Annotated in this window: 22 protein-coding genes and 1 pseudogene; 14 read left to right on the top strand and 9 right to left on the bottom strand. The window is 63.1% G+C overall.

The genetic code is table 11. The features are described from left to right. The first annotated feature begins 113 nt into the window (after window positions 1-113). Window positions 114-983: a DMT family transporter gene (locus AB4048_RS12920; RefSeq protein WP_442202367.1), complete on the top strand. Its 870-nt coding sequence runs from the start codon at window positions 114-116 to the stop codon at window positions 981-983. 5 nt (window positions 984-988) lie between these two features. Here AB4048_RS12920 and AB4048_RS12915 read toward each other — a convergent pair whose 3' ends face one another. After that, entirely contained in the window at window positions 989-2,266 is a 1,278-nt protein-coding gene (locus AB4048_RS12915; RefSeq protein ID WP_442202366.1) for an MFS transporter, read from the bottom strand. A gap of 92 nt (window positions 2,267-2,358) precedes the next feature. On the opposite strand from AB4048_RS12915, the gene AB4048_RS12910 reads away from it, so the two are divergent. Next, the gene (locus AB4048_RS12910) at window positions 2,359-3,276 is read left to right on the top strand and encodes a LysR family transcriptional regulator (RefSeq protein WP_442202365.1); all 918 of its coding nucleotides are present in this window, start codon (window positions 2,359-2,361) and stop codon (window positions 3,274-3,276) included. On the opposite strand, the gene AB4048_RS12905 is transcribed toward AB4048_RS12910, so the two are convergent. Next, window positions 3,261-4,160 (bottom strand): LysR family transcriptional regulator, encoded by a 900-nt coding sequence (locus tag AB4048_RS12905; protein ID WP_442202364.1) that lies wholly within the window; start codon window positions 4,158-4,160, stop codon window positions 3,261-3,263. The two genes, AB4048_RS12910 and AB4048_RS12905, sit on opposite strands and share 16 nt — an antisense overlap. A gap of 134 nt (window positions 4,161-4,294) precedes the next feature. On the opposite strand from AB4048_RS12905, the gene AB4048_RS12900 reads away from it, so the two are divergent. From AB4048_RS12900 to coaBC, 3 genes are all read left to right on the top strand, one after another. Beyond that, window positions 4,295-5,059 (top strand): SDR family oxidoreductase, encoded by a 765-nt coding sequence (locus tag AB4048_RS12900; RefSeq protein ID WP_442202363.1) that lies wholly within the window; start codon window positions 4,295-4,297, stop codon window positions 5,057-5,059. 127 nt (window positions 5,060-5,186) lie between these two features. Next, window positions 5,187-5,936, top strand: a complete 750-nt coding sequence (locus tag AB4048_RS12895) for an SDR family oxidoreductase (RefSeq protein WP_442202362.1) — start codon at window positions 5,187-5,189, stop codon at window positions 5,934-5,936. Between the two features lie 220 nt (window positions 5,937-6,156). Beyond that, window positions 6,157-7,368 (top strand): bifunctional phosphopantothenoylcysteine decarboxylase/phosphopantothenate--cysteine ligase CoaBC, encoded by a 1,212-nt coding sequence (gene coaBC / locus AB4048_RS12890; protein WP_442202361.1) that lies wholly within the window; start codon window positions 6,157-6,159, stop codon window positions 7,366-7,368. Here coaBC and AB4048_RS12885 read toward each other — a convergent pair. Beyond that, on the bottom strand, window positions 7,355-8,176 hold the full coding sequence (locus tag AB4048_RS12885) for a class II glutamine amidotransferase (protein WP_442202360.1): 822 nt from the start codon (window positions 8,174-8,176) through the stop codon (window positions 7,355-7,357). The genes coaBC and AB4048_RS12885 overlap by 14 nt on opposite strands. A gap of 487 nt (window positions 8,177-8,663) precedes the next feature. Between AB4048_RS12885 and AB4048_RS12880 the strand changes: the two genes are divergently transcribed. After that, the gene (locus AB4048_RS12880; protein ID WP_442202359.1) at window positions 8,664-10,091 is read left to right on the top strand and encodes a hypothetical protein; all 1,428 of its coding nucleotides are present in this window, start codon (window positions 8,664-8,666) and stop codon (window positions 10,089-10,091) included. A gap of 380 nt (window positions 10,092-10,471) precedes the next feature. After that, complete coding sequence (locus tag AB4048_RS12875) at window positions 10,472-11,083, top strand: transglutaminase-like cysteine peptidase (protein WP_442202358.1); 612 nt, start codon at window positions 10,472-10,474, stop codon at window positions 11,081-11,083. Between the two features lie 212 nt (window positions 11,084-11,295). Here AB4048_RS12875 and AB4048_RS12870 read toward each other — a convergent pair whose 3' ends face one another. Continuing rightward, on the bottom strand, window positions 11,296-11,826 hold the full coding sequence (locus AB4048_RS12870) for a DUF2721 domain-containing protein (RefSeq protein WP_442202357.1): 531 nt from the start codon (window positions 11,824-11,826) through the stop codon (window positions 11,296-11,298). A gap of 227 nt (window positions 11,827-12,053) precedes the next feature. On the opposite strand from AB4048_RS12870, the gene AB4048_RS12865 reads away from it, so the two are divergent. Next, a complete protein-coding gene (locus tag AB4048_RS12865) occupies window positions 12,054-12,614 on the top strand; it encodes a sugar O-acetyltransferase (RefSeq protein ID WP_442202356.1) in 561 nt (186 codons plus the stop codon). Between the two features lie 12 nt (window positions 12,615-12,626). Here AB4048_RS12865 and AB4048_RS12860 read toward each other — a convergent pair whose 3' ends face one another. Continuing rightward, window positions 12,627-14,210: a peptide chain release factor 3 gene (locus AB4048_RS12860; protein ID WP_442202355.1), complete on the bottom strand. Its 1,584-nt coding sequence runs from the start codon at window positions 14,208-14,210 to the stop codon at window positions 12,627-12,629. 90 nt (window positions 14,211-14,300) lie between these two features. Between AB4048_RS12860 and dut the strand changes: the two genes are divergently transcribed. Next, complete coding sequence (dut, locus tag AB4048_RS12855) at window positions 14,301-14,771, top strand: dUTP diphosphatase (RefSeq protein WP_442202354.1); 471 nt, start codon at window positions 14,301-14,303, stop codon at window positions 14,769-14,771. Then, the gene (locus tag AB4048_RS12850; protein WP_442202353.1) at window positions 14,768-15,661 is read left to right on the top strand and encodes a GNAT family N-acetyltransferase; all 894 of its coding nucleotides are present in this window, start codon (window positions 14,768-14,770) and stop codon (window positions 15,659-15,661) included. Before dut ends, AB4048_RS12850 begins: the two co-directional genes overlap by 4 nt. A 3-nt stretch (window positions 15,662-15,664) precedes the next feature. Here AB4048_RS12850 and AB4048_RS12845 read toward each other — a convergent pair whose 3' ends face one another. Further along, a complete protein-coding gene (locus AB4048_RS12845; protein ID WP_442202352.1) occupies window positions 15,665-16,135 on the bottom strand; it encodes an Lrp/AsnC family transcriptional regulator in 471 nt (156 codons plus the stop codon). Window positions 16,136-16,239: 104 nt separating this feature from the next. On the opposite strand from AB4048_RS12845, the gene AB4048_RS12840 reads away from it, so the two are divergent. The 4 genes from AB4048_RS12840 to AB4048_RS12825 all read left to right on the top strand — a co-directional run bounded on the left by AB4048_RS12840 (window position 16,240) and on the right by AB4048_RS12825 (window position 19,443). Continuing rightward, a complete protein-coding gene (locus AB4048_RS12840) occupies window positions 16,240-17,154 on the top strand; it encodes a DMT family transporter (RefSeq protein ID WP_442202351.1) in 915 nt (304 codons plus the stop codon). A gap of 114 nt (window positions 17,155-17,268) precedes the next feature. After that, window positions 17,269-17,886 carry a LysE family translocator gene (locus AB4048_RS12835; protein WP_442202350.1) on the top strand — a complete coding sequence of 206 codons (618 nt, stop codon included), beginning with the start codon at window positions 17,269-17,271 and terminating at the stop codon, window positions 17,884-17,886. 135 nt (window positions 17,887-18,021) lie between these two features. Continuing rightward, complete coding sequence (gene cysK / locus AB4048_RS12830) at window positions 18,022-18,990, top strand: cysteine synthase A (protein WP_442202349.1); 969 nt, start codon at window positions 18,022-18,024, stop codon at window positions 18,988-18,990. Window positions 18,991-19,143: 153 nt separating this feature from the next. Further along, entirely contained in the window at window positions 19,144-19,443 is a 300-nt protein-coding gene (locus tag AB4048_RS12825; protein WP_442202348.1) for a putative quinol monooxygenase, read from the top strand. 14 nt (window positions 19,444-19,457) lie between these two features. On the opposite strand, the pseudogene AB4048_RS12820 reads toward AB4048_RS12825, so the two are convergent. The 3 genes and pseudogenes from AB4048_RS12820 to istA all read right to left on the bottom strand — a co-directional run bounded on the left by AB4048_RS12820 (window position 19,458) and on the right by istA (window position 22,396). Then, window positions 19,458-19,960 (bottom strand): annotated as a pseudogene (locus AB4048_RS12820) (ATP-binding protein). Window positions 19,961-20,067: 107 nt separating this feature from the next. Then, window positions 20,068-20,880, bottom strand: a complete 813-nt coding sequence (istB, locus tag AB4048_RS12815; RefSeq protein WP_442202347.1) for an IS21-like element helper ATPase IstB — start codon at window positions 20,878-20,880, stop codon at window positions 20,068-20,070. Further along, window positions 20,870-22,396, bottom strand: a complete 1,527-nt coding sequence (gene istA, locus AB4048_RS12810) for an IS21 family transposase (protein ID WP_442202346.1) — start codon at window positions 22,394-22,396, stop codon at window positions 20,870-20,872. Before istA ends, istB begins: the two co-directional genes overlap by 11 nt. Window positions 22,397-22,508 lie beyond the last annotated feature (112 nt).

Genomic DNA, 22,508 nt, shown 5'->3' with positions numbered 1-22,508 from the left:
CATACCAGAGGCTGTCGTTCCAGCATTTTCTGATAGCAAGGGCGAGATCGGGAAGGCCCGGCTGCGTCGCGCGGCGATTCGTGCGATGGCCGTCCCTGCGGACAGGAGTTTTGATGCACGGCCGCGGCTATGGAATATTGCTCGTCGGTGTTGCCACCGTCATGTGGAGTGTTGCCGGGCTCTTCGTTCGCATACTCGATCTCGACGTTTGGACCGTACTCGGTTGGCGCTCTTTCTTCGGCGGCGCGACCCTCCTTTTGATCACGCTCTACCAGAATCTCAGGCGGCCGATCGCATCAAGGGGCATGCTTCCGCTGTATCTGGTGGCGGCCATATTTTCCGGCATTTCCATGTACGGCTACATCGCCGCGCTCAAGCTGACGACCGTCGCCAACGTGCTTGCCATCTACGCGACCGTGCCATTCGTCGCGGCCGGCGTCGCGTTCGTCTGGATGGGCGAGCGCCCGGAACGGCGCGTGCTCGTGGCGAGCGCCATCGCTTTCGTCGGTGTTCTGATCGTCGCGGGATTTGCCGCCCGGATGCAGGATCTCGCGGGCAGTGCGCTCGCCTTGCTGATGACCGTCAGCTTCAGCATTCTCGTCGTCATGGCGCGGCGCTATCACGCGCTGCAGATGGCGCCCGTTAATGCGCTGGGCTCCGGGCTTTGCGTCCTTCTTTGCCTGCCTTTGATGTCGCATACGATGCCAAGCCTATCCGAACTCGCGATCCTCAGCGTCTTCGGCGCGACCACCTCCGGCCTTGCCTATCTTCTGTTCACCACCGGCGGGCGATACATACCGCCGGGCGAGGCCGGGCTGATCGCCATTCTCGACATCGTGCTCGGGCCTCTGTGGGTCTGGCTCGCCTTCGGGGAAAATCCGGGGCTTGCAGCCGTGGTCGGCGGCGGCCTGATCCTCTGCGCCGTCATCTGGTATCTCTGGGGCCGGCTCCGGGCTGGCCGCCGACGCGTCGCCTCGGCCTGAGCGCGTCAGCGCCTTGCCAGGCGCGCCGCGCCGAGCGCTGCCGCAAGGCAGGCGGCAAGCATGGCGAGAATGAAGGCGACCACGGCCGGCCAGCCGCCCACAAGCCAGAAATGTCCGCCGATCGTGCCGGCGATGCTGGAGCCGAGGTAGTAGGCGAGCAGATAGAGCGACGAAGCGTGCCCCTTGGCCGAGCGCGCCAACCGTCCGACCAGCGCGCTCGCCACCGAATGGGCCGCGAAGAAGCCGACCGTGACCAGCACGATGCCGACGATGACGGCGGCAAGCGGCGTGGCAAGGGTCACGGCGGCACCGGCCGCGACAAGCAGCACGCCTGCCGGCAGCACCACGAAATGACCGAAGCGGTCGCCGAGCGATCCTGCCGCCCAGGAGGCGGCGATGCCGAAGAGGTAGACGGTGAAGATCAGCCCGAGCTCGGTCTGATTGAGATTGTAGGGTGCGGCGACGAGGCGGAAGCCTGCATAGTTATAGACCGTGACGAAGGAGCCCATGCCCAGGAAGCCGATGGCAAAGAGCAGCGGCAGGGCCGGATTGCGAAAATGCTCCCACCAGGCGCGGACATGGAAACCTGCGTCAAAGCCCTTGCGCGGCGAAAAATTGCGCGACGGCGGCAGCAGCAGCAGGAAGCCGGTGGCGGCGATCAGGCCGAGAATGCCAATCGCGGCAAGCGCCGGGCGCCACGAGAAGAATTCGGCGATCGTGCCCGTAACCACCCGCCCCGCCATGCCGCCGAAGGCATTGCCGGCAATATAGAGACCCATGGAGGCGCCGAGACCGCGCGGATCGATCTCTTCGGCGAGATAGGTCATGGCAACCGCCGGCACGCCACCGAGCAGCAACCCTTGCACGGCGCGGATGACGAGCAGCAGATTCCAGCTGGGCGCGACGGCGACCGCGATGGTGCAAAGTGCTGCCCCGAGCAACGAGACGAACATCAGGCTGCGCCGGCCGAAGCGTTCGGAAACGGCGGCGGCGCAGAAGATAGCGAAGGCGAGAAAGCCCGTGGAAAGCGACAGCGACAGGGAGCTTGCCGCCGGCGTGACGCCGAATTCCTTGGCAAAGACCGGCATCAGCGGCTGCACGCAGTAAAGCAGCGAGAAAGTCGCAAAGCCCGAAAGGAAAAGCGCGAGGCTGGCGCGCCGGTAGGCCGTGGAGCCGCGCGTCAGATACGGGCGCTGCTCGTCGCGCGTTTCCGCCGCGAGGAGCCTGAGATTGGGAACGGGCGCTTCAGCGTCGGCAGTCGGCTGGTAGGCGATGCGGGGCATGGGGAAAACCTTTCTGCCTCCAGACCTAGTCAGACCGCCGTTATTTGTCCAATATATGGGAGAGACGATTTCAATAGCTTTTGGAGATAGCAATGGAGCTGCGTCATCTTCGCTATTTTCTTGTGCTCGCCGAGACTGGCAACTTCACCCGCGCCGCTGCCAAGCTCGGTATCGGCCAGCCGCCGCTCAGCCAGCAGATTCGCGATCTCGAGACGGAAGTGGGGGCGGCTCTCTTTCACCGCGTGCCGCATGGTGCCGAGCTGACCGCGGCGGGTGCTGCGTTTCGCGTCGAAGCCGAGATGGCCGTTGCCGCCGCCGAGCGGGCCAAGCTTGCCGCGCAGCGCGCCCAGCGCGGCGAGACCGGCAGCTTGTCGCTGGGCTTCACCGCCTCTTCCGCCTTCAACAGCGTGGTCAGCGGGACGATCCGAGAATTTCGCGAACGTTTCCCGGATGTGCGCCTGTCGCTGACGGAGATGAACTCCAACTGGTTGATGGAGAAGTTGATGCGAGGCGAGATCGACGCCGCCTTCATTCGCCCGGGCCTGGAAAATCCGAAGGAAGTGCGGCTAAAGCGCCTGGCCGACGAGCCGATGCTGGTGGCGCTGCCGGCGCGGCACAGGCTGGCGGCGCAGGAGCGCGTCGCGCTATCCGATCTGGCGCACGAGCCTTTCATTCTGTTTCCGCGCACCGTCGGCCTCAGCCTCTACAACGATATCGTCGCGGCCTGCCGTGAGGCCGGTTTCGAACTCGTCGTCACCCAGGAAGCCCCGCAGATACCCTCGGTCGTCAATCTGGTGGCGGCGAGCCTCGGCGTATCGATCGTGCCGGCCGCGATCGCCCAGATCAGGCTTGACGGCGTGACCTATCGTCCGATCGACGGGCCGCCGCTGATGGCGCGGCTGGGGCTCGCGGTGCTGAAGGCGCAGCGCGCGCCGGTAACGGAGAATTTGATGCGCCTGCTCTCGACCTCAGCTGCCGAGACGAGCGAAACCGGTCAGACTTCCCAATAGGGCGGATCGCCGAAGGCCTGCTTCAACTGCTGCACGATCGCCCGCAGCTTTGCCGAAACATGACGGCTTTCGGAGGTGGCCATGTATATGAATTCCGCCTCCGGCCGGCAGCCGACGTCGATTTCGGCCAGACGCCCCGCCCGGATTTCGGGACCGGCGATGAAGGTGGGCAAAAGCGCGATGCCGAGGCCTGCTGCTGCGGCATCGGCGATCATATCGCCATTGTTCACCCGCAGCGCCATGCGCGCCCGAATGACGACAGGACCATCCGGGCCTTCGAAACGCCAATCCGCGCTGCCGCGGTTGGTATAGAAAATGCCGCTATGCTCTTCGAGCTTTGCAAGCGAGGCGGGGGCGCCGTTGCGTGCGATATAATCCGGTGAGGCGCAGAGCAGCCGGCGGCTGCCGGCAAGCTTCCAGGCGATAAGCCGCGTATCGGCGATCGGTCCATGGCGGATGACGGCATCGTAGCCGTCGGCGGCGGCGTCAACACGCCGATCGTCGAGGTCGAGCGTCAGCTCGATCTCGGGATGCGCAGCCAGAAAAGGATAGAGCGCGGGGCCGAGGTGCAGCCGCCCGAAGGTAACGGGCGCGGCGATCCGCAACGGTCCGGCAAGCGTACCGCGCCGCTCGGCCATGTCGGCCGCGGCCTCGCTCACCTCGCGCACGATCCGCGTCGCCCGCTCCAGGAAGGCCGATCCGTCTTCTGTAAGCGTTAGCTTACGAGTTGTGCGGTGCAGCAATGCCGCACCCAAGGTTCTTTCGACCTCGGCCAGCCGCTCGCTGACCACGGATTTTGACAGCCGCAACCGGCGCGCCGCTTCGCTCACAGAGCCCGCCTCGGCAACGGCGACGAAGGCGGCAATTCCCTCTATCTTAAGCATTGTTCGGTATTTCCGAATTCGAGTTCCACCATTGGCAGACTAATCCGGACGGCGCCACAACACCATTCTCATTGCATCGGACGACGCCAGTCATTCGGTCGCGTCCAAACTAACCTAACCCAGGAGATGGAAGCATGCCTCGCTTGAACAGCAAAGTCGCAATCGTCACCGGCGCCAGCTCGGGGATCGGCTGGGCAACCGCCAAGCTTTTTGCCGCCGAAGGCGCAAAGGTCATCGTCGGCGCTCGCCGGCAGGCCGAACTCGAAAAACTCGTGGCCGAGATCAACGCTGAAGGCGGCGAGGCCGCAGCACTTGCCGGCGACGTCCGCTCGGAAGACTATCACAAGGCATTGGTCGCCCTCGCCGTCGAACGCTACGGCAAACTCGACATCGCCTTCAACAATGCCGGCACGCTCGGCGAGGCCGGCCCCAGCACCGGCGTTTCGGAAGCTGGCTTCACGGAGGCGCTGACGATCAACCTCACCGCCTCGTTTCTGGCCGCCAAGCATCAGATCGCCGAAATGACTAAGAATGGCGGCGGATCGGTGATCTTCACTTCGACTTTCGTCGGCTACAGCTTCGCCTTTCCGGGCGTGGCGGCCTATGCGGCCAGCAAATCCGGCCTTATCGGCCTGACGCAAGCGCTCGCTGCTGAATTCGGCCAGCAGAACGTGCGTGTCAACGCGATACTGCCCGGCGCGGTCGACACCGACATGTACCGCGAAATGAACGACACGCCGGACAAGCAAAGCTTCATCACCAATCTGCACGCTCTGAAGCGCGTCGCGCGGCCGGAAGAACTTGCGCGTTCGGTGCTCTATCTTGCCTCGGACGACTCCGCTTTCGTCACCGGAACGGCATCGCTGGTCGATGGCGGCGCATCGATCACCCGCACGTAAGTCCGGAGCTGGGGAAGGAATATACGCTCTAGCTGTATAATCCTTCCGCATCTTCTTCGCTTATCGCACCTGCCGATTTCGGACATTCTCTTTCCATCGCCAGCTCACCAATCAGAGGAACATCAGCATGTCACGCCTGCAGAACAAGACCGCTCTCATCACCGGGGGCACCAGCGGCATCGGGCTTGAAACCGCCCGCCAGTTCATCGCCGAAGGCGCCCGCGTCGCGGTCACCGGCACGAGCGCGGCCGGCATTGCAGCTGCCCGCGCCGAACTCGGCGACAAGGCTCTCGTCATTCAGGCGGACGCCGGCAACGCCGAAGGCCAGAAGGCCGTGGCCGAAGCCATCAAGAACGCATTCGGCCATCTCGACATCCTCTTCGTCAATGCCGGCGTCGCCGAATTCGGCCCCATCGAACAATGGACGGAAGCAAGCTTCGACCGCTCCGTCGCGATCAACGTGAAGGGGCCTTTCTTCCTCGTCCAGGCGCTGTCGCCGATCTTCGCGAAGGGAGCATCGATTGTTCTCAACACCTCGATCAACGCTCATATCGGCATGCCGAATTCCAGCGTCTATTCGCTTACCAAGGCCGCCCTTCTCTCGCTTGCCAAAACCCTTTCCGGTGAACTGATCGGCCGCGGCATCCGCGTCAATGCCGTCAGCCCCGGCCCGATCGCAACGCCGCTCTACAGCAAGCTCGGCGCATCGGAGGCGGATTCGAAGGCAATGGCCGCGCAGATCCAGAGCCAGATCCCCGTCGGACGCTTCGGCACCGCCAGCGAAATCGCCCGCGCCGTCGTCTTCCTTGCATCCGACGAGGCCGCCTACACGGTCGGCGCCGAACTGATCATCGACGGCGGCATGGCCAACCTCTGACGCCATAGGACGCTGGAGGCCGAAGCTGTCCGCCGAGGCCTCCAGCCATCGAATGCCCCCAAACCGGATGCATCTTTCACCGACTGAGCGCCCGCGAACCGAGCGTGCGGCGGTTGCGGTCTAAGACGTTGAACTTGCGTGGCATCCTTTCCGAAAGCGATTTCGATTCCTTCGCTTATGCGCTAGGCTGCGAGGCAACGGCAAACGACGGACAAAGACCATGACCCTCGGCGGCAAGCGCATCCTTCTCATCATCTCTGGCGGCATCGCAGCCTATAAGAGCCTCGATCTCATCCGCCGGCTGCGTGACCGCGGTGCGGCGGTGCGGCCGGTGATGACGTCGGGCGCCCAGGAGTTCGTAACATCGCTTGCCGTCGGCGCACTTGCCGCCGATCACGTCTTCACCGACCTTTTTTCGCGCCAGGACGAGCAGGATGTAGGCCATATCCGGCTGGCGCGCGACTGCGATCTGGTGCTGATCGCGCCGGCGACGGCTGATCTTCTCGCGAAAATGGCAAACGGTCTCGCCGACGATCTGGCTTCGACGGTGCTTCTCGCAACAGATCGCCCGGTCGTTGCCGCCCCCGCGATGAACCCCAGAATGTGGGCGCATCCGGCAACACGCCGAAACATCGAATTCCTGAGACGCGACGGCATTCGTTTCGTCGGTCCGATGGCCGGCGAGATGGCCGAAAGCCGCGAGGCGGGGCTTGGCCGCATGGCCGAGCCGCTCGACATTGTCGCGGCTGTCGAAACCCTGCTTGACGAGGGGCCGAAGCCGCTCCTTGGCCGGAAGGCGATCGTGACCTCGGGCCCGACGCACGAGCCGATCGACCCTGTGCGCTATATCGCCAACCGCTCTTCGGGCCGGCAGGGCCATGCGATCGCCGCGGCGCTCGCGGCACTCGGCGCCGACGTCACGCTCGTGTCCGGCCCCGTCACCATCGCTGATCCCGTTGGCGTCAGGACGCTGCATGTCGAACGGGCGGACGAAATGCGGGACGCGGTTCTCTCAGCCCTTCCCGCCGATATCGCGGTAATGGTGGCAGCCGTTGCCGATTGGCGGGTGGCCTCGGCCGCCGACCAGAAAATCAAGAAGCATCCCGGCGAATCCATTCCAACGCTCGCGCTCACCGAAAACCCGGATATCCTCAGGACCGTTGGGCATCATACGCTCCGCCCTAAACTCGTCGTCGGCTTCGCAGCCGAGACGGAGCATGTCGAAAGCAATGCTCGCGCCAAGCTCGAGCGTAAAGGGGCGGATCTGATCGTCGCCAACGACGTCTCGTCGGCAACCGGCATCATGGGCGGCACGCGCAACACGGTGAAGATCATCGGCCACGACGGCATCGAGCAATGGCCGGAGATGGACAAGAACGAAGTCGCGACAAGGCTCGCCAGCCTGATTGCCGATCGCCTCAGGCAGGAATAGCGACCGGCTCGATGCGACTGCGAATACCCGGCTTCTGCGGCCGAAAGCTCATGACCTCGATGCCGTCCCCGGTGACGGCGACGGCGCTGCCGTTCGGTATCTCTGCCCAGGCATCGACGTCGTCGGTCAGCGGTTCCGAGACCAGGCAATGTCCACGGCCGTTGCAGAGCGGAGACGCATAGAGCGTCGGCGGCTTTTCGTCGGTGGCATAGCGAATGGCATAGAGCCCCTGCCCGTCGGAAAATGCAGCGGTAAAGCGCAGTAGCGCCGAACCCGTGACTTCGGTTGCCACCGCTTCGACAAAGCCGATCGTTTCGGCCATGGCGCGGATCGGATCGGCGGCAAGGCCGAACTGCAGAGCCAGGAGGAAGATGAGTTCCGAATCCGTCGAGCCCGCGCGGGCGGTGAAAAGCTCGTCGTCGAGCGTGGCTTCAAGGCGGCGGCGCAGCCGCTCGAAATCGGCGATCTGGCCGTTGTGCATGAACGACCAGTTGCCATGCACGAAAGGATGGCAATTGTCCCGCCGCGTGCCGCCGCCGGTCGCTGCGCGGACATGGGCGAGAAAGAGCGGCGAGCGGATCTGCCGCGCGAGACTCTTCAGGTTGCAATCCGCCCAGGCAGGCAGGATGTCGCGGTAACGGCCGGGCTCCGGCCGCTCTCCATACCAGGCAATTCCGAAGCCATCGCCGTTGGTCTGCGTCTTGGCCCGAGTGGCGCAGTGGGACTGTTCTATGAGGGAATGGGCGGGCGAAGAAACCAGCTCCTCCAGATAGAGGGGATCTCCGCGATAGGCTGCCCAGCGACACATGATTCTTCCACTCCTGTTCCCGCTCCGTCTGGAGGGGAACCATGTCGAAATCGTGGACGATTATTGATCGGAATGAGTAAGAAACTCCTTAACTTTCGCATAGATGACTGCAATTCCAGGCTCTTTCCGTGCGGTCGCGCATTCATGACATCGCTGCAGCCAAGGCGACCTTGATCAAGGCCAGATCAAGACAGCTCCGCGCAGCGCGAAAACGACAAAGCCCGGCTGCGTACCGGGCTTTGTCGCCGACGAAGTCGGACTTTTTATCCACTCGCCCCCTGCCTGTTGGTAGAGGGCGTCGGAAGTTTGGATCTATCTGCTTGCTTTTCACAATTCCGGATGGAAAACCGTTTTTCCGCTTTTCCGGGAATTACTCTAGATCCCGCGTCGCGGGTTACCTGTGGCTACCGTGGTTACCATTGCCGCCCTGGTTATTTCCGGAACCGCCATGGCCCTTGACCTCACCTGAGTCGCCCTGGTTGTCGTTGTGGCCGTCATCGCCGCCGGTCCGGCCCTTGCCGTCATCACCGCCGTTGCTGCCCTTGCCGTCGTCGGATCCGCCGCCCTTGCCGCCATCGCCGGAATGGCCCTTGCTGTCGCCATTGCCGTTGTTGTCGCCTTTGGGATCGTTGTGGCCGCCGTCCTGACCCTTGCCTTCGCCAGAACCGTTGTTGTTGTTGTGGCCGTCGCCGGAACCGCTGCCGGCTCCCGCACCGTTGTCGCCGCCCTGGCCCTTGTTTTCGCCACCAGAGCCACCCTGATCACCACGACCGCCGCCGTCGCCACCTTTGGAGCCATTACCGCCATCATGGCCCTTGCTGCCGCTGTCTCCGCCGCGTCCGCCGTCGCCCTGGCTACCGTGACCGCCGCTGCCGCCGCCATTGTTGCCGCGTCCGCCATCGCCGTTACCGCCAGCACCACCACTATTGTTGCCGCGTCCGCCGTCGCCGTTACCGCCGCCCTTACCGCCGTTGCCGCTGCCGTCACTGCCGCGACCTCCGTCACCATGGCCTCCAGCGCCGCCACCGTTGCTGCCACGTCCACCGTCGCCGTTACCGCCGCCCTTGCCGTTGTGGCCGCCGCCGTCGCCGCCGCGGCCTCCGTTGCCGTGGCCTCCGTCGCCGTGATCACCGTGACCGCCTACGCCGCCACGGCCATTGCCGCCTTGATGGCTGGCATGCTCGCTACCACCATGATCGCGACCTCCTTGGTCATGACCGCCGCGGCCGCCGCCGTCGCCGCGACCACCATGGTCGTTGCCCTTGCCRCCGTTGTGGCCGGCATGCTCRCTGCCGCCATGGCCCTTGCTACCGTGGTCATGATCGCCACGGCCGTCATGGTTGTTGCCCTTGCCGCCGCCGTCGCTATGCCCTTTTCCACCGTCGCGGCCGCCGTGACCGTCATGGCCCTTGCCGCTATGGTCGTGGTCGCCGCGGCCACCGCCGTCGTGACCCTTACCGTCGTGGTCCTTACCGCCATGGTCCTTACCGCCGTGGTCCTTACCGCCGTGGTCCTTGCCGCCATGGTCCTTGCCACCATGGTCTTTGCCACCATGATCCTTACCACCGTGTTCCTTACCACCGTGGTCCTTGCCGCCGTGGTCCTTACCGCCATGGTCATGTCCATGGCCATGATGTCCGCCGTGGTGACCCCCATTGCCGCCGTCGTCGTCGCCACCTTCGCCGTCGTCATCGCCGCCGCCGCCGTTGCTTCCGCCGTCTTTTACTCCCCCGCCACCGCTGCCGCTTCCGCCGTCGCCGGAATTGCTGCCGCCGGAGACGTTGCTGCTGGACTCGCTGCCGCCGCCGGCGTTATTGTTGTTGGAGGCAGAGTTACCGGCGTTGCCGTTGCTGCCTCTATTGCCGCCGGCGTTATGCGCGCGTGCCTTGTTCTGTGTCGTTTTGTTTCGTGTTGATGGTCGCTGTCGCCTGGCAAAGAATTGCCTCGGCAGTGCCTGGTGATGCATTGGTGCAATCAACCGCCGATTGAGCGCTTACGAGACTGGTTCCTGCAAGTAGAATAGTGACGCTGGCAGCGATAAGTACGCCATACTGTTTCATGTCGCTTCCTCTCCCGGTGCATTTTGTTGAAATCAGCGCTCCTCCGGGTGACGCTTAATTGTTTGTTAACTAATGCAGAGTCGTCGCGACCGTCCATTTGACTGAAAATATTCAGACCTACTCCAGGTGCAGCGTTTCGAGTGACCGACTTAACCATTCCGGAGTAGATTGCCGGCAAAATAGCGGACAGGATTCTCATCTTTAGGCGAGTGCGAGATCCGCCGGAGGCTCTCTGATGTACCCACTTCGCATCGCCGCTTTTGCGGTTGCCACGCTGCTGACATCCGAGGGGACGGGGTTTGCCGCGTCCCTGCTGCAGCCAGTCCGCACGATCGGCGCGCCGGTCGCCTTCGTTTCGGCATGTCATCGCTATCAGTGGCTCTGCAACAACCGCCCCGGCCGCGCGATGGGCGACACGGATGCCTTTGCGCTCCTTACGCGCGTCAACTCCGAGGTAAATGCCGCCGTCAAACCCGCCGACGACCGTTCCACCAAGGGCAAAAAGGACGACTGGTCGCTGCCGACGGCGGGAAAGGGCGACTGCGAGGATTATGCGTTGATGAAGAAGAAGACACTGATGGACGCGGGCTTCCGCTCCGACAGGCTAGCGATGACGGTCGTTCTCGACCGCAGCGGCGGCAACCACGTCGTCTTGATGGCACGGGTCGGCAGCGGCGACTATGTGCTCGACAATCTCTCCGGCAGCGTCCGACGTTGGGACAGAACCGGCTACACTTTCGTTGCCCGCCAGAGCTTCGAGAACAAACGCGTCTGGCAGGTGATCCTTGCCGGGCCGCGGGCAAGCCCGATCGCCGCGGCGGATCGCCGCGCCGGCAATCCCGCCTGACGCGACCCTTGCATCCTGCCGGAATGTCCTTACATTCAACTCAACATCAACAGAACGAAAGGAAGGTGATCCAATGTCTAATGAGATTTCGGACCTCGTGGCAGACTTGGAAGTGGTGTCGATGGCGAGGCAGCCCTCGTAAAAGACCAGCCTTCCTGGGACCGTTTTGACGGTCCGGTCCAGTCACAGGGCCAAAACTCATGGGGGGCCGCCTAGCGCGGCCCCTTTTGCTGTCCGGAATCGTCCGCGCGTTTGGTGTGCTTACGGGCCGCGACCGCGCCGCGATGCCGCCGCCGGATCTCGCGATCGTTCTCTATCTGCCTGAGCATGGCCCGCCCGGTGATGATCATCTCGACGAGGAAGGCCACGAACGAGCCGATCAGGGCGACGACCGCGGCACCAAAGAACCAGAGCAGGATTTGCTCGCGGAATTCCTGCCGGATGGCGCCGATCAGGAGCCCGAGCGTCGCAAGGCAGGTGAAGACGCCCGACATGGTGCCGAGGATGACCGCCCCTTCCAGCGCCAGCGTCCGGCGGCGCAGTTCGGTGAGTTGGCGCACCCGCGCGGCATCCAAATTCTCTTCGCCCTGCAGCACATCGAAAAGCCTGTTCACCCGATCCGACACGCGCGCCAGCCGCTGTGCGAAGACGTTGAGACAGCCGGCTGTCCCGGCGAGCAGGAAGACCGGGGTCAGAGCCACTTGAATGACGCTGACGGCTTGCGGGATGACAGAGTACTCCATGGACAGGCCTAACTCCCTCAGCCGCGACGATTTCTGCGCAAGCTAGCCCAACGTTTCCGCGTTGGGCAGACAGCCGACGACAGATTTCGCCAATGGATAGCGGATTTCCGCGTTTCGTGCACGCGTCTGCTCCATGGGCTTCGAGCGTTTCAGGCGCCTTGCGGACAGGCGGGCCGATGATGCATGGTCGCGGGCTCCGGAATAACCACGACTTGCGAGGTTCGATCTTGACGGCCAGCGAAAGAGACAAGATGGCGGCGGGGGAATGGTATTGCTGCCTCGATCCCGAACTCGACGCCCTGCGCATGAAGGCCCGCGCGGCGGTTCACCAGCACAACACCTTGGCCCCGGCGGAGCGCGGCAACATCGCGCCCGCCCTCTTGTCGCTTTTCGCCGACGCAGCAGCGGACGCCTTCATCGAGGCGCCGTTTCACTGCGCCTACGGCATGAACATCAGCCTGGGGAGCCGGGTCTATCTCAACGCCGGCTGTACGATCCTCGACACGGCGCGCGTGCGCATCGGCAACGCGTCGATGCTCGGGCCCGGCGTACAGATCTATTGCTCAGAGCACCACAAGGATCCGGCCTTGCGACGCGGCGGGCTCGAAATCGCCGGACCGGTGGAGATCGGCGCCGACGTCTGGATCGGCGGCGGCGCCATCATCCTTAGCGGCGTGACGATCGGCGACAGAGCGATCATCGGCGCCGGAGCCATCGTCACTCGCGACGTCGCCGAGAACACGACCGTGGTCGGCAATCCGGCGCGCGACGTCAGTCGAAGGACATGATCCCGTTGGAAATCACGCCGCCTTGACGGCGTGATATTCCTTGAGCGCGGCCATCTTGATCGCCGGGTAGCGCTCCGACTCGTAGCGCAGCGAGAAGCTGTCCTGCGCCAGGAACACAGGGTCGTTGTCGAGATCGCGGGCGATATCGCCGCGACGCGCGTTGATGAATTTGTCGAGATCGGCGGACTGATCGGCCGAGATCCAGCGGCAGACCGAAAAGCGCGACATTTCGAAAGAGACCGGCAAGCCGTATTCCGCCATCAGCCGCTCCTTCAGAACGTCGAGCTGCAGCGCACCGACGACGCCGACGATCGCAGGCGAGCCGTCTTCCGGCGAAAAGAGCTGTACTACGCCCTCTTCCGCCATCTGGTGCAGCGCTTCCTTCAGCTTCTTCGCCTTCATCGCGTCCTCCAGCCGCACGCGACGCAGGATTTCCGGCGAGAAGTTTGGCACGCCCTGGAAGACGAGGGGTTCGCCCTCCGTCAGCGTATCGCCGATCCTCAGCGTCCCATGATTGGGAATGCCGACCACGTCGCCGGCGTAGGCCGTGTCGGCGAGCTGCCGCTGCGAGGCGAAGAAGAACTGCGGCGCCGTCAGGCCGAGCAGCTTGCCGGTGCGCGACAGGCGGGCCTTCATGCCGCGCTCGAGCTTGCCGGAGCAGATGCGGGCAAAGGCGATGCGGTCGCGGTGGTTCGGATCCATATTCGCCTGGATCTTGAAGACGAAGGCCGTCATCTTGTCGTCGGTCGCCTGGACGGTGCGGATGTCTGCCACCTGGTCACGCGGCGGCGGCGCAATTTCGCCAAGCGCGTCGATGAGATCGCGAACGCCGAAATTGCGCAGGGCCGAGCCGAAGAAGACGGGCGTCAGGTGCCCTTCCAGGAAGGCCTTCCTGTCGAACGGCTTGCAGGCCTCGATCGCCAGCATCGTTTCCTCGGTGAAGGCGTCGCGCTCGTTCTCGGGCAGGCGATGGGAAACCATCTCGGGATCGGTCACCTTGGTCATGACCTCCTGCGTGTCCAACGAGCGCACCTCGTTCCTCGCCAGGTGATAGGTGCCGCAAAAAGTCTTCGAGCGGCCGATCGGCCAGGTAATGGGCGCTGTGTCGAGCGCCAGCTTCTCCTCGACCTCATCAAGGATCTCGAACGGATCGCGGCTTTCGCGGTCCATCTTATTAATGAAGGTGATGATCGGAATGTCGCGCATGCGGCAGACTTCGAAGAGTTTCAGCGTCCGAGGCTCGATACCCTTGGCGGCGTCGATGACCATGACGGCCGCGTCGACGGCGGTCAGCGTGCGATAGGTATCGTCCGCGAAGTCTTCGTGACCGGGCGTGTCGAGAATGTTGAAGACATTGTCGTTGTATTCGAACGTCATCACGGAGGTGACGACCGAGATGCCGCGTTCGCGCTCGATCTTCATCCAGTCGGAGCGCGTCTGCATGCGGTCCTTCTTGGCCTTGACTTCGCCGGCGAGCTGAATCGCGCCACCGAAGAGCAGCAGCTTTTCGGTGAGCGTCGTCTTACCCGCGTCCGGGTGCGCGATAATAGCGAATGTGCGGCGGCGGGAGACCGCCTCGGCGAGACTTTCGGCCATGATGTGAATCCTGTGGAATTGGCGCGTATCTAGCGTTTAAGGCCCACAATTGCAATTGACCTCGGCTCCACTCGCGCAAAGTAATGCAGCATGACCCTGACCGCCGACATCCGCCCGACCTTGAACCTTGTCCGCCTGCCGCACGCGGCAGGTCTCGATCTGCCGGCCTATGAGACGGCGGGTGCCGCCGGCATGGACCTTCGTGCCGCCACGGAGGACGGCGCGCCCCTCACGCTTCAGCCCGGAAAGCGAGCGCTGGTGCCGACCGGATTCGTTTTCGAAATCCCGGCGGGCTATGAGGGGCAGGTCCGACCGCGCTCCGGCCTTGCCTTCAAGCACGGCATCACCTGCCTCAATACCCCCGGCACGATCGACAGCGACTATCGCGGCGAGGTCAAGGTGATCCTCGTCAACCTCGGCGAAGAGCCTTTCGAGATCTCCCGGGGCATGCGCATCGCCCAAATGGTGATCGCGCCCGCGATCCAGGCGCGGATTGCCGAGATTGGAGAGGCAACCGAAACGAAACGCGGCGCCGGCGGTTTCGGCTCCACGGGCCAATGAGCCGCGCCGATGCCACGGGCCTGACTTTCCGGCAGAACCATTTTGACGACCCCTCGGACTGGGCGGCACTCGTCTCGCTGCTTCACGACACATTCGGTATCGATATCGATCCGCTTCGCGAGCTCGGCGGACCGGATCCGACCAGCATGCCGTTCGGCTGGTTTACCGCCGATGGCGTGCTGGCAGCCAATCTCACGGCCTTCGCGATGCCGCTCGTCGTCAACGGCCGGCGGATCAATGCCGCAGCCTTCCAGTCCGGCGCGGTGCGTCCGCCCTGGCGCGGTCGCGGCCTCTATCGTGATGTAACGACGAAGGCGCTGGCGTGGTGCGAGGCGCAGGGGTTCGAGGCGATTATCCTCTATACCGACAAGCCGGCGCTCTACGAACCCTACGGTTTCCGTTCGCTCGCCCTGCACCGCTATGAGGGCGAGGCGCCCGACGCGGTCGCGGGCATGCCCGCGCAGCGACTGTCGCCTCGCGACGCCACAGATCTCGCGACGCTCCGGGATCTGCTCAGTCGCCGCACGCCGGTTTCCGAAACCTTTGCCGTTGCCGCCAACGCGGCGATGTTTCTCATCAATACCGAGTTCAATCCCGACGCGCGTGTGAGCTATCTCCCCGACCACATGGCCGCCGTCGCCTGGACGATGCCGGCGGCGGAGCATTTCTGCCTCCTTGACGTCGTCGCCCCGGAAATCCCTTCACTTGCGGCTATCCTCGGGAGCTTGGGGATCAGCCCGGCAATCGCGGAAACGCGTTTCCGGCCCGACAAGCTTGGCTGGTCGGGCGAGGCAATGCCGTTGGAGGGCGATACGCGATTGATGCTGCGCGGGCTCGACGGCGTGCTGCTCGACCACCCGGCCATGCTTTCGCCGATGGCGGATTTCTGATGCCTACTTTTTTCGAGAGAGCGGCGGCAGGCGACGCTTGACCGGCGAGGATTTGATCATAGAGGTGTTGGTCTCCGCCCGCTCCGCGATCCTGTCCAGAATGTCGTCGAGATCGGCCATCGAACGCACCACGAGGCGGCCGATGAAGCAATCGTCGCCCGTTACCTTGTCGCATTCGATGAATTCCGGCGTGTCCTGAATAATGCGCTCGATGATGTGCAGCTGGCCGGGCAACGGCCGCACCCTGACGATCGCCTGCAACGGATAGCCGACCGCCGCCGGATCGACATCGATGGTGAAGGCCTTGACGACGCCACGCTCCTCCAGCCGCCGCAGGCGTTCCGCGGCACTCGGTGACGACAAACCGACGGCCTGGGCGAGCTCTTTCAGCGATATGCGCGCATTGGCAGCAAGGGCTTCGAGCATGGCCTGGTCGAGATCATCCAGGCTCGATGCCATATTAGGTGATAACATTGTCTTGCCTTTGGATGTAAGGATACTTCCCATTTCTCTATTATAAAACATATATCAATCCCCTGATCGCCGCAATATTCTCATCACCAAGAAGGAGAGCGACGATGCAAGGCGAGATAAGAAGAGGCACGGCGGAAATGACCGGCGCCATGCTGATTTCCGGCACGATCGGCTGGTTCGTGGTGATGTCCGGCGCGCCCGTCGCGGCGGTCGTCTTCTGGCGATGCGTCTTCGGTGCGCTGACGCTTCTTCTCATCTGCTGGTCGCTTGGGCTGTTTCGTCGCGGCATCATCACCCGGCGCGCCGTCGTCATCGCCGTTCTCGGCGGCATTGCCATCGTCCTGAACTGGCTGCTGCTTTTCGCGTCCTACGCGCATGCTTCGATTGCGATTTCCACGACGGTCTACAACACCCAACCCTTTATGCTCCTGGGCCTCGGCGCGCTTTTCCTCGGCGAGCGCATCACCGCCGCCAAGCTCTTCTGGCTGGGGCTTGCCTTTGCAGGCATGATCGCGATCGTCGCGGCCAAGCCGGCGGCGGCAAGCGGCGGCGGGGACTACGCGCTCGGCATCCTCATGGCCGTCGGCGCCGCCTTCTTTTATGCGCTGGCAGCGCTCGCCGCGAAATGGCTGAAGGGCACACCGCCGCATCTGATCGCGCTCATCCAGGTCTCGACCGGCATTGTGATGCTGGCGCCGATGACCAGCTTCTCCGGCCTGCCTCAGGGCACGAGCCCGTGGTCGATGTTGCTAACCCTCGGCATCGTGCACACCGGTCTCATGTACGTGCTACTTTACGGCGCGATCCAGAAGCTGCCGACGCATCTGACCGGGGCGCTCTCCTTCATCTATCCGATCGCCGCGATCCTGGTCGATCGCATCGCCTTCCACCACGCGCTGCAGCCCGTGCAGATCCTCGGCTCGGCGGTGATCCTGGTTGCGGCGGCCGGCATGAATCTCGGCTGGACCATTCCGCACCCCCGCCGCAAGCGCGGCGCGCTTTCCAATGAGCCGAGCTGAAAAGCATTTGGAGTTATCAGCCGGCCCTATGCGGCCGGCTTCCTTGCTAGCCTCAGCAATCGCCTTGAATCCCGTCGCTCCGAGGTGTAATTACCGCCCGAAAGGAGCTCGCTCATGACCGCCACGACCCTGCTTGCCTACTGCGGCGCACTTTTCATCGCGGCCGCAATTCCCGGTCCCGGGATCACGGCGATCGTCGCGCGCGCGCTCGGAGCGGGTTTCCGCGAGACCTTCTTCATGGGCCTCGGCCTCGTGCTCGGCGACATGACTTACCTCACGGCGGTCATTCTCGGCCTGGCCTTCGTGGCGCAGACCTTCGGCGAGATCTTCATCGTCATCCGCTATGCGGGCGTTGCCTACCTCGCCTACATCGCCTGGAAGCTCTGGACCGCCGGTCTGCTGCGACAGGATATAGCCGCGCGCAAACCCTCCAGTGTCGGCATGGCGTTCCTTTCCGGCCTCTTGGTTACCCTCGGCAACCCGAAGACCATGCTCTTCTATATCGCGCTGGTGCCGACGCTGATCGACATCCGCGCTATTGGCGCCAGTGACTATGCGTTGCTGCTGGCGGCGACGTTCGTGGTTCTGCTCGTCGTTCTCATTCCCTATATGCTGCTTGCCACGCGCGCCCGCTCGCTGCTCAAGAAGCCACGGGCATTGCAGGCGCTGAACCGCGTTGCCGCGAGCATTCTGGCGGGGACGGCCGCCTTCATCGCCACCCGCGCCGCCTGAAAAAACCTTTCCCGCACGAACGACCTCGCAGATATTTTTGCCACTGCTTTCGGTTTCGCTGCATGAACCGGGTCTGGTTCGCGGCGAAATTTGCCCTATGCTCCGTCCCAACAATTCAAACAGGGAGAGCGCCTCATGTCCGAAACCCGCAAGCCAGGCCGCGGCAGAGTATTTGCGTCGATCACGGAAACCATCGGCGATACGCCGATCGTTCGCCTCGACAAGCTGGCGAAGGAAACAGGCGTTAAGGCCAACCTTCTGGCCAAGCTCGAGTTTTTCAATCCTATCGCCTCCGTGAAGGATCGCATCGGCGTTGCGATGATCGAAGCGCTCGAAGCCGAGGGGCGGATCAAGCCGGGACAATCGACGCTGGTCGAGCCGACGTCCGGCAATACCGGCATCGCACTTGCCTTTGCGGCCGCCGCCAAGGGATACAAGCTGATCCTGACCATGCCGGAAACCATGTCGATCGAGCGCCGCAAGATGCTGCTTTTGCTCGGCGCAGAACTGGTGCTGACCGAAGGTGCCAAGGGCATGAAGGGCGCGATCGCCAAGGCCGAGGAACTGGCCGCGACGATCTCAGGCGCGGTTATCCCGCAGCAGTTCGAAAACCCCGCCAACCCGGAAATCCACCGCAAGACGACGGCCGAGGAAATCTGGAACGACACGGAGGGCGCGGTCGATATCTTCGTTTCCGGCATCGGAACCGGCGGCACAATCACCGGCGCGGGGCAGGTTCTTAAAAGCCGCAAGCCGGGTCTCAAGGTGATCGCCGTCGAGCCGGCCGATTCTCCCATCCTTTCCGGCGGCAACCCCGGTCCCCATAAGATCCAGGGCATCGGCGCCGGTTTTGCGCCAAAGATCCTCGACACCCACATCTACGACGAAGTCGTCACCGTCACCAATGAGGAGGCCTTTCAAAACGCCCGCCTCGTTGCGCGGCTTGAAGGCGTACCGGTCGGCATCTCCTCGGGTGCTGCCCTTGCCGCCGCGATCAAGGTCGGCAGCCGACCGGAGAACGAAGGCAAGACCATCGTCGTGATCATCCCGTCCTTTGCGGAGCGCTATCTCTCGACGGCGTTGTTCGAGGGGCTTGGCGGCTGACCACTGCCTGTCCGATGGCCGGGATAGTCACCGGCGCGCTTGCGGGAGGGCCGGCAGCCGCCAACGATCGGCGGTATTCGAACGTTTGCCTAGACACGGTTTGCATGCGATGCCCGTGACTTTGGGTAAGACATTCACAAACCTGGATATTTCATGCTTTTGATCGTCGGAACAATTCGCCTACCGCCTGAGAATTTGGATATGGCTCGGGTCGCGATGAGGCACATGGTGGAGGGCAGTCACGGCGAGGATGGCTGCCTGGAATATTGCTATGCGGTGGACGTTTTCGACGCGGGGCTTATTCATGTGAAGGAACGGTGGCGCGATCAGGCGGCTCTCGACCGCCATTTCGCCTCCAGTCACCTGGCCGCATGGCGCGCCACTTGGCCGGAATTGGGGATCCGGGACCGCAGCCTCAGCTGTTACGAAGTCGGCCCTCCTCGCGAAATCTAGCGATCAACGTCTTCCTACGCGGCCGCCGTCAGGCGCTCGCCGGCGATGCGATAGGAAATGGCTTCGGCAAGATGAATGCGGCCTACCGTCACCTTCTCGTCGAGATCGGCGAGCGTCCGCGCGACTTTCAGGACCCGATGATAGCCGCGTGCGGAAAACTCATCCGTTCGGCCGCGTCCCGCAGCAATTGAAGACCGCCGGCATCCGGTTCGGCGAACTTCTCGATCATCGAGGTCGAGCATCTGGCATTGGTGCTGACGCCTGCCATGCCAAAGCTGATGAAGCGCTCGAGCTGCCTTTCGCGGGCGCGCGCGACCCGGGCCGCGACGTCGACGCTGCGCTCGGCGGCCATCGGCCGGATGAGGTCGGCGGCCGAGACCGCCGGCACGTCGATGCGGATATCGATGCGATCCATCAGCGGGCCGGAGATGCGGCCCTGATAGTCGCTCATGCAGCGCGGCCCGCGGGCGCAGCTATGCCCCGGTTCGCCGGCCATGCCGCAGCGGCACGGGTTCATGGCCGCGACAAGCTGGATCGTGGCCGGATAGGAAACGCGGTGATTGGCGCGCGTGTTGATTTCCACTGAGAGCTGACCCGGCGTTTCCACCGAGAAGTGACCCGCCTTTAGGTATCGTTTGTGTTGGTCGTGGTGGTCAAGTTCCTGCGTTTCTCCTTCGTTGTTTTAGTGTCATGCGCCGAGCTGTTCTTGAAGCGGAAGCTGTCGTTTCCGGTTTCCAGGATGTGGCAGTGGTGGGTAAGCCGGTCGAGCAGCGCGGTGGTCATCTTGGCGTCGCCGAACACGCTGGCCCATTCGCTGAAGCTGAGGTTGGTGGTGATGATGACGCTGGTGCGCTCGTAGAGTTTGCTCAGCAGATGGAAGAGCAATGCACCGCCTGAGGCGCTGAACGGCAGGTATCCCAACTCGTCGAGGATCACGAGATCGGAATGGACGAGGCGATTAGCGATCTGCCCAGACCGACCCTGCGCCTTCTCTTGCTCGAGAGCGTTGACCAGTTCGACCGTCGAGAAGAACCGAACGCGCTTATGGTGATGTTCGATGGCCTGGACGCCGATTGCTGTCGCGATATGTGTCTTGCCCGTGCCGGGACCGCCGACCAGAACGATGTTGTTTGCGTCGTTGAGGAAGTCGCAGCGATGAAGCTGTTGCACGAGCGCCTCGTTGATCTCGCTGCTGGCGAAGTCGAAGCCGTTCAGATCACGGTAGGCCGGAAAGCGTGCGGTTTTGAGCTGATAGGCCGTTGATCGAACCTCTCGTTCCGCGGTCTCCGCCTTGAGAAGCTGCGACAGTATCGGAATGGCAGCCTCGAACGCCGGCGATCCCTGCTCGGTCAGATCACCGACGGCATGGGCCATGCCATGCATCTTCAGTTGTCGCAGCATGATTACGATAGCACCGCTTGCCGGGTTATGACGCATGGCGAACCTCCGTCTTTCTCAAGGTATCGTATCGCTCGACATTGGCCTTGGGCTCATTGGTGAGCGTCAGGGCCTGAGGTGCGTCGAGGGTTGGCGGCGTGAAGGTTTTGCCGTCGACGAGGCGATGCAGCAGGTTCAGCACGTGCGTCTTGGTTGGAACACCGGACTTCAGCGCCATGTCGACGGCCGAGAGCACTGCCTGTTCGTCGTGCTGGAGAACAAGTGCCAGGATATCGACCATCTCGCGGTCGCCGCCGGGCTTCTTGAGCAGGTATTGCTGCAAGGTCCGGAAGGCTTCAGGAAGCTCGACGAATGGAGCACCATTGCGAAGGGCGCCGGGTTTGCGCTGCACGACCGCCAGATAATGTCGCCAGTCGTAGATGGTCTGCCCCGGCCGGTCATGGGAACGATCGATGACGCGGCGGTGCTCACAGACGATCTGACCTTCTGCGGCGACGACGACACGATCCGGATAGACCCGAAGGCTCACCGGACGATTGGCGAAGGATGCAGGCACGCTGTAGCGGTTGCGCTCCAGATGCACGAGGCAGGTTGGTGTGACCCGCTTCGTGTATTCGACAAATCCGTCGAACGGCCTGGAAACGGGCATGAGAGCTTGAGCCTCCTCGGTCCAGATGTCGGCGATGGTTCCGCGCATCTGGCCGTGCGGGGTCTTTGCCCAGAACTCCTTGCACCGAAGCTCCAGCCAGTCGTTCAGAGCTTCCAGTGATGGAAAGCGTGGAACCGGTTGGAAGAAGCGATGACGGGCATCCTGAACGTTCTTCTCGACCTGTCCTTTCTCCCAGCCGGAGGCCGGATTGCAGAACTCGGGCTCGAACAGGTAGTGGCTGGCCATTGCCATGAAGCGGACGTTGACGTCGCGCTCCTTGCCACGGCCGACCCTATCGATTGCCGTGCGCATGTTGTCGTAGATGCCGCGGCCAGGAATGCCGCCGAAGACGCGGAACGCATGATTATGGGCGTCGAACAGCATCTCGTGCGTCTGCAGGAGATAGGCTCGGACGATGAAAGCCCTGGAGTAGCTCAGCTTCGTATGCGCCACCTGCAGCTTGGTGCGCTCATTGCCGATGATCGCCCAATCTTCCGACCAGTCGAACTGGAAGGCTTCACCAGGCTCGAACGCCAAGGGCACAAACGTGCCGCGGCCCGTCGTCTGCAATTCCCTCTGTCGATCATCCCGCCATTCCCGAGCAAATGCCGCCACGCGATTGTAGGAGCCCTCGTAGCCGAGGCAGACCAGGTCAGCATGTAACTGCTTCATCGTCCGCTTCTGCTTGCGGCCCTTCTTTGATTCCGTCTTCAGCCAGGCCGATAACCGATCCGCAAATGGATCAAGCTTGCTCGGCCGCTCCGGGATGCTGAACTTCGGCTCTACGCCGCCAGCACGCAGATATTTGCGGATGGTATTCCGGGATAGGCCGGTCCTGCGGCAAATCTCCCGGATCGATAGATGTTCTCGAAAATGCCAGCGCCGGATTACGCTCAGTAACGCCATGTCGATCACTCCAGAGCCCCCGCTGAAAACATGCGAGGGACGGTTGAAACATGGGTCAATTCTCAATGGAAATATCGGGCTGTGCCGGGTCAGCTCTCAGTGGAAATCAACA

It is taken from the genome of Rhizobium sp. RAF56 (genome assembly GCF_052113965.1).
Lineage (GTDB): Bacteria > Pseudomonadota > Alphaproteobacteria > Rhizobiales > Rhizobiaceae > Rhizobium.
This window is presented reverse-complemented; position numbering and strand designations above follow the sequence as displayed.

Coding starts and splice junctions, on each gene's coding strand:
- AB4048_RS12920 (WP_442202367.1), top strand. CDS start 114: ATGCACGGCCGCGGCTATGGAATATTGCTCGTCGGTGTTGCCACCGTC.
- AB4048_RS12915 (WP_442202366.1), bottom strand. CDS start 2,266: ATGCCCCGCATCGCCTACCAGCCGACTGCCGACGCTGAAGCGCCCGTT.
- AB4048_RS12910 (WP_442202365.1), top strand. CDS start 2,359: ATGGAGCTGCGTCATCTTCGCTATTTTCTTGTGCTCGCCGAGACTGGC.
- AB4048_RS12905 (WP_442202364.1), bottom strand. CDS start 4,160: ATGCTTAAGATAGAGGGAATTGCCGCCTTCGTCGCCGTTGCCGAGGCG.
- AB4048_RS12900 (WP_442202363.1), top strand. CDS start 4,295: ATGCCTCGCTTGAACAGCAAAGTCGCAATCGTCACCGGCGCCAGCTCG.
- AB4048_RS12895 (WP_442202362.1), top strand. CDS start 5,187: ATGTCACGCCTGCAGAACAAGACCGCTCTCATCACCGGGGGCACCAGC.
- coaBC (WP_442202361.1), top strand. CDS start 6,157: ATGACCCTCGGCGGCAAGCGCATCCTTCTCATCATCTCTGGCGGCATC.
- AB4048_RS12885 (WP_442202360.1), bottom strand. CDS start 8,176: ATGTGTCGCTGGGCAGCCTATCGCGGAGATCCCCTCTATCTGGAGGAG.
- AB4048_RS12875 (WP_442202358.1), top strand. CDS start 10,472: ATGTACCCACTTCGCATCGCCGCTTTTGCGGTTGCCACGCTGCTGACA.
- AB4048_RS12870 (WP_442202357.1), bottom strand. CDS start 11,826: ATGGAGTACTCTGTCATCCCGCAAGCCGTCAGCGTCATTCAAGTGGCT.
- AB4048_RS12860 (WP_442202355.1), bottom strand. CDS start 14,210: ATGGCCGAAAGTCTCGCCGAGGCGGTCTCCCGCCGCCGCACATTCGCT.
- dut (WP_442202354.1), top strand. CDS start 14,301: ATGACCCTGACCGCCGACATCCGCCCGACCTTGAACCTTGTCCGCCTG.
- AB4048_RS12850 (WP_442202353.1), top strand. CDS start 14,768: ATGAGCCGCGCCGATGCCACGGGCCTGACTTTCCGGCAGAACCATTTT.
- AB4048_RS12845 (WP_442202352.1), bottom strand. CDS start 16,135: ATGTTATCACCTAATATGGCATCGAGCCTGGATGATCTCGACCAGGCC.
- AB4048_RS12840 (WP_442202351.1), top strand. CDS start 16,240: ATGCAAGGCGAGATAAGAAGAGGCACGGCGGAAATGACCGGCGCCATG.
- AB4048_RS12835 (WP_442202350.1), top strand. CDS start 17,269: ATGACCGCCACGACCCTGCTTGCCTACTGCGGCGCACTTTTCATCGCG.
- cysK (WP_442202349.1), top strand. CDS start 18,022: ATGTCCGAAACCCGCAAGCCAGGCCGCGGCAGAGTATTTGCGTCGATC.
- AB4048_RS12825 (WP_442202348.1), top strand. CDS start 19,144: ATGCTTTTGATCGTCGGAACAATTCGCCTACCGCCTGAGAATTTGGAT.
- istB (WP_442202347.1), bottom strand. CDS start 20,880: ATGCGTCATAACCCGGCAAGCGGTGCTATCGTAATCATGCTGCGACAA.
- istA (WP_442202346.1), bottom strand. CDS start 22,396: ATGGCGTTACTGAGCGTAATCCGGCGCTGGCATTTTCGAGAACATCTA.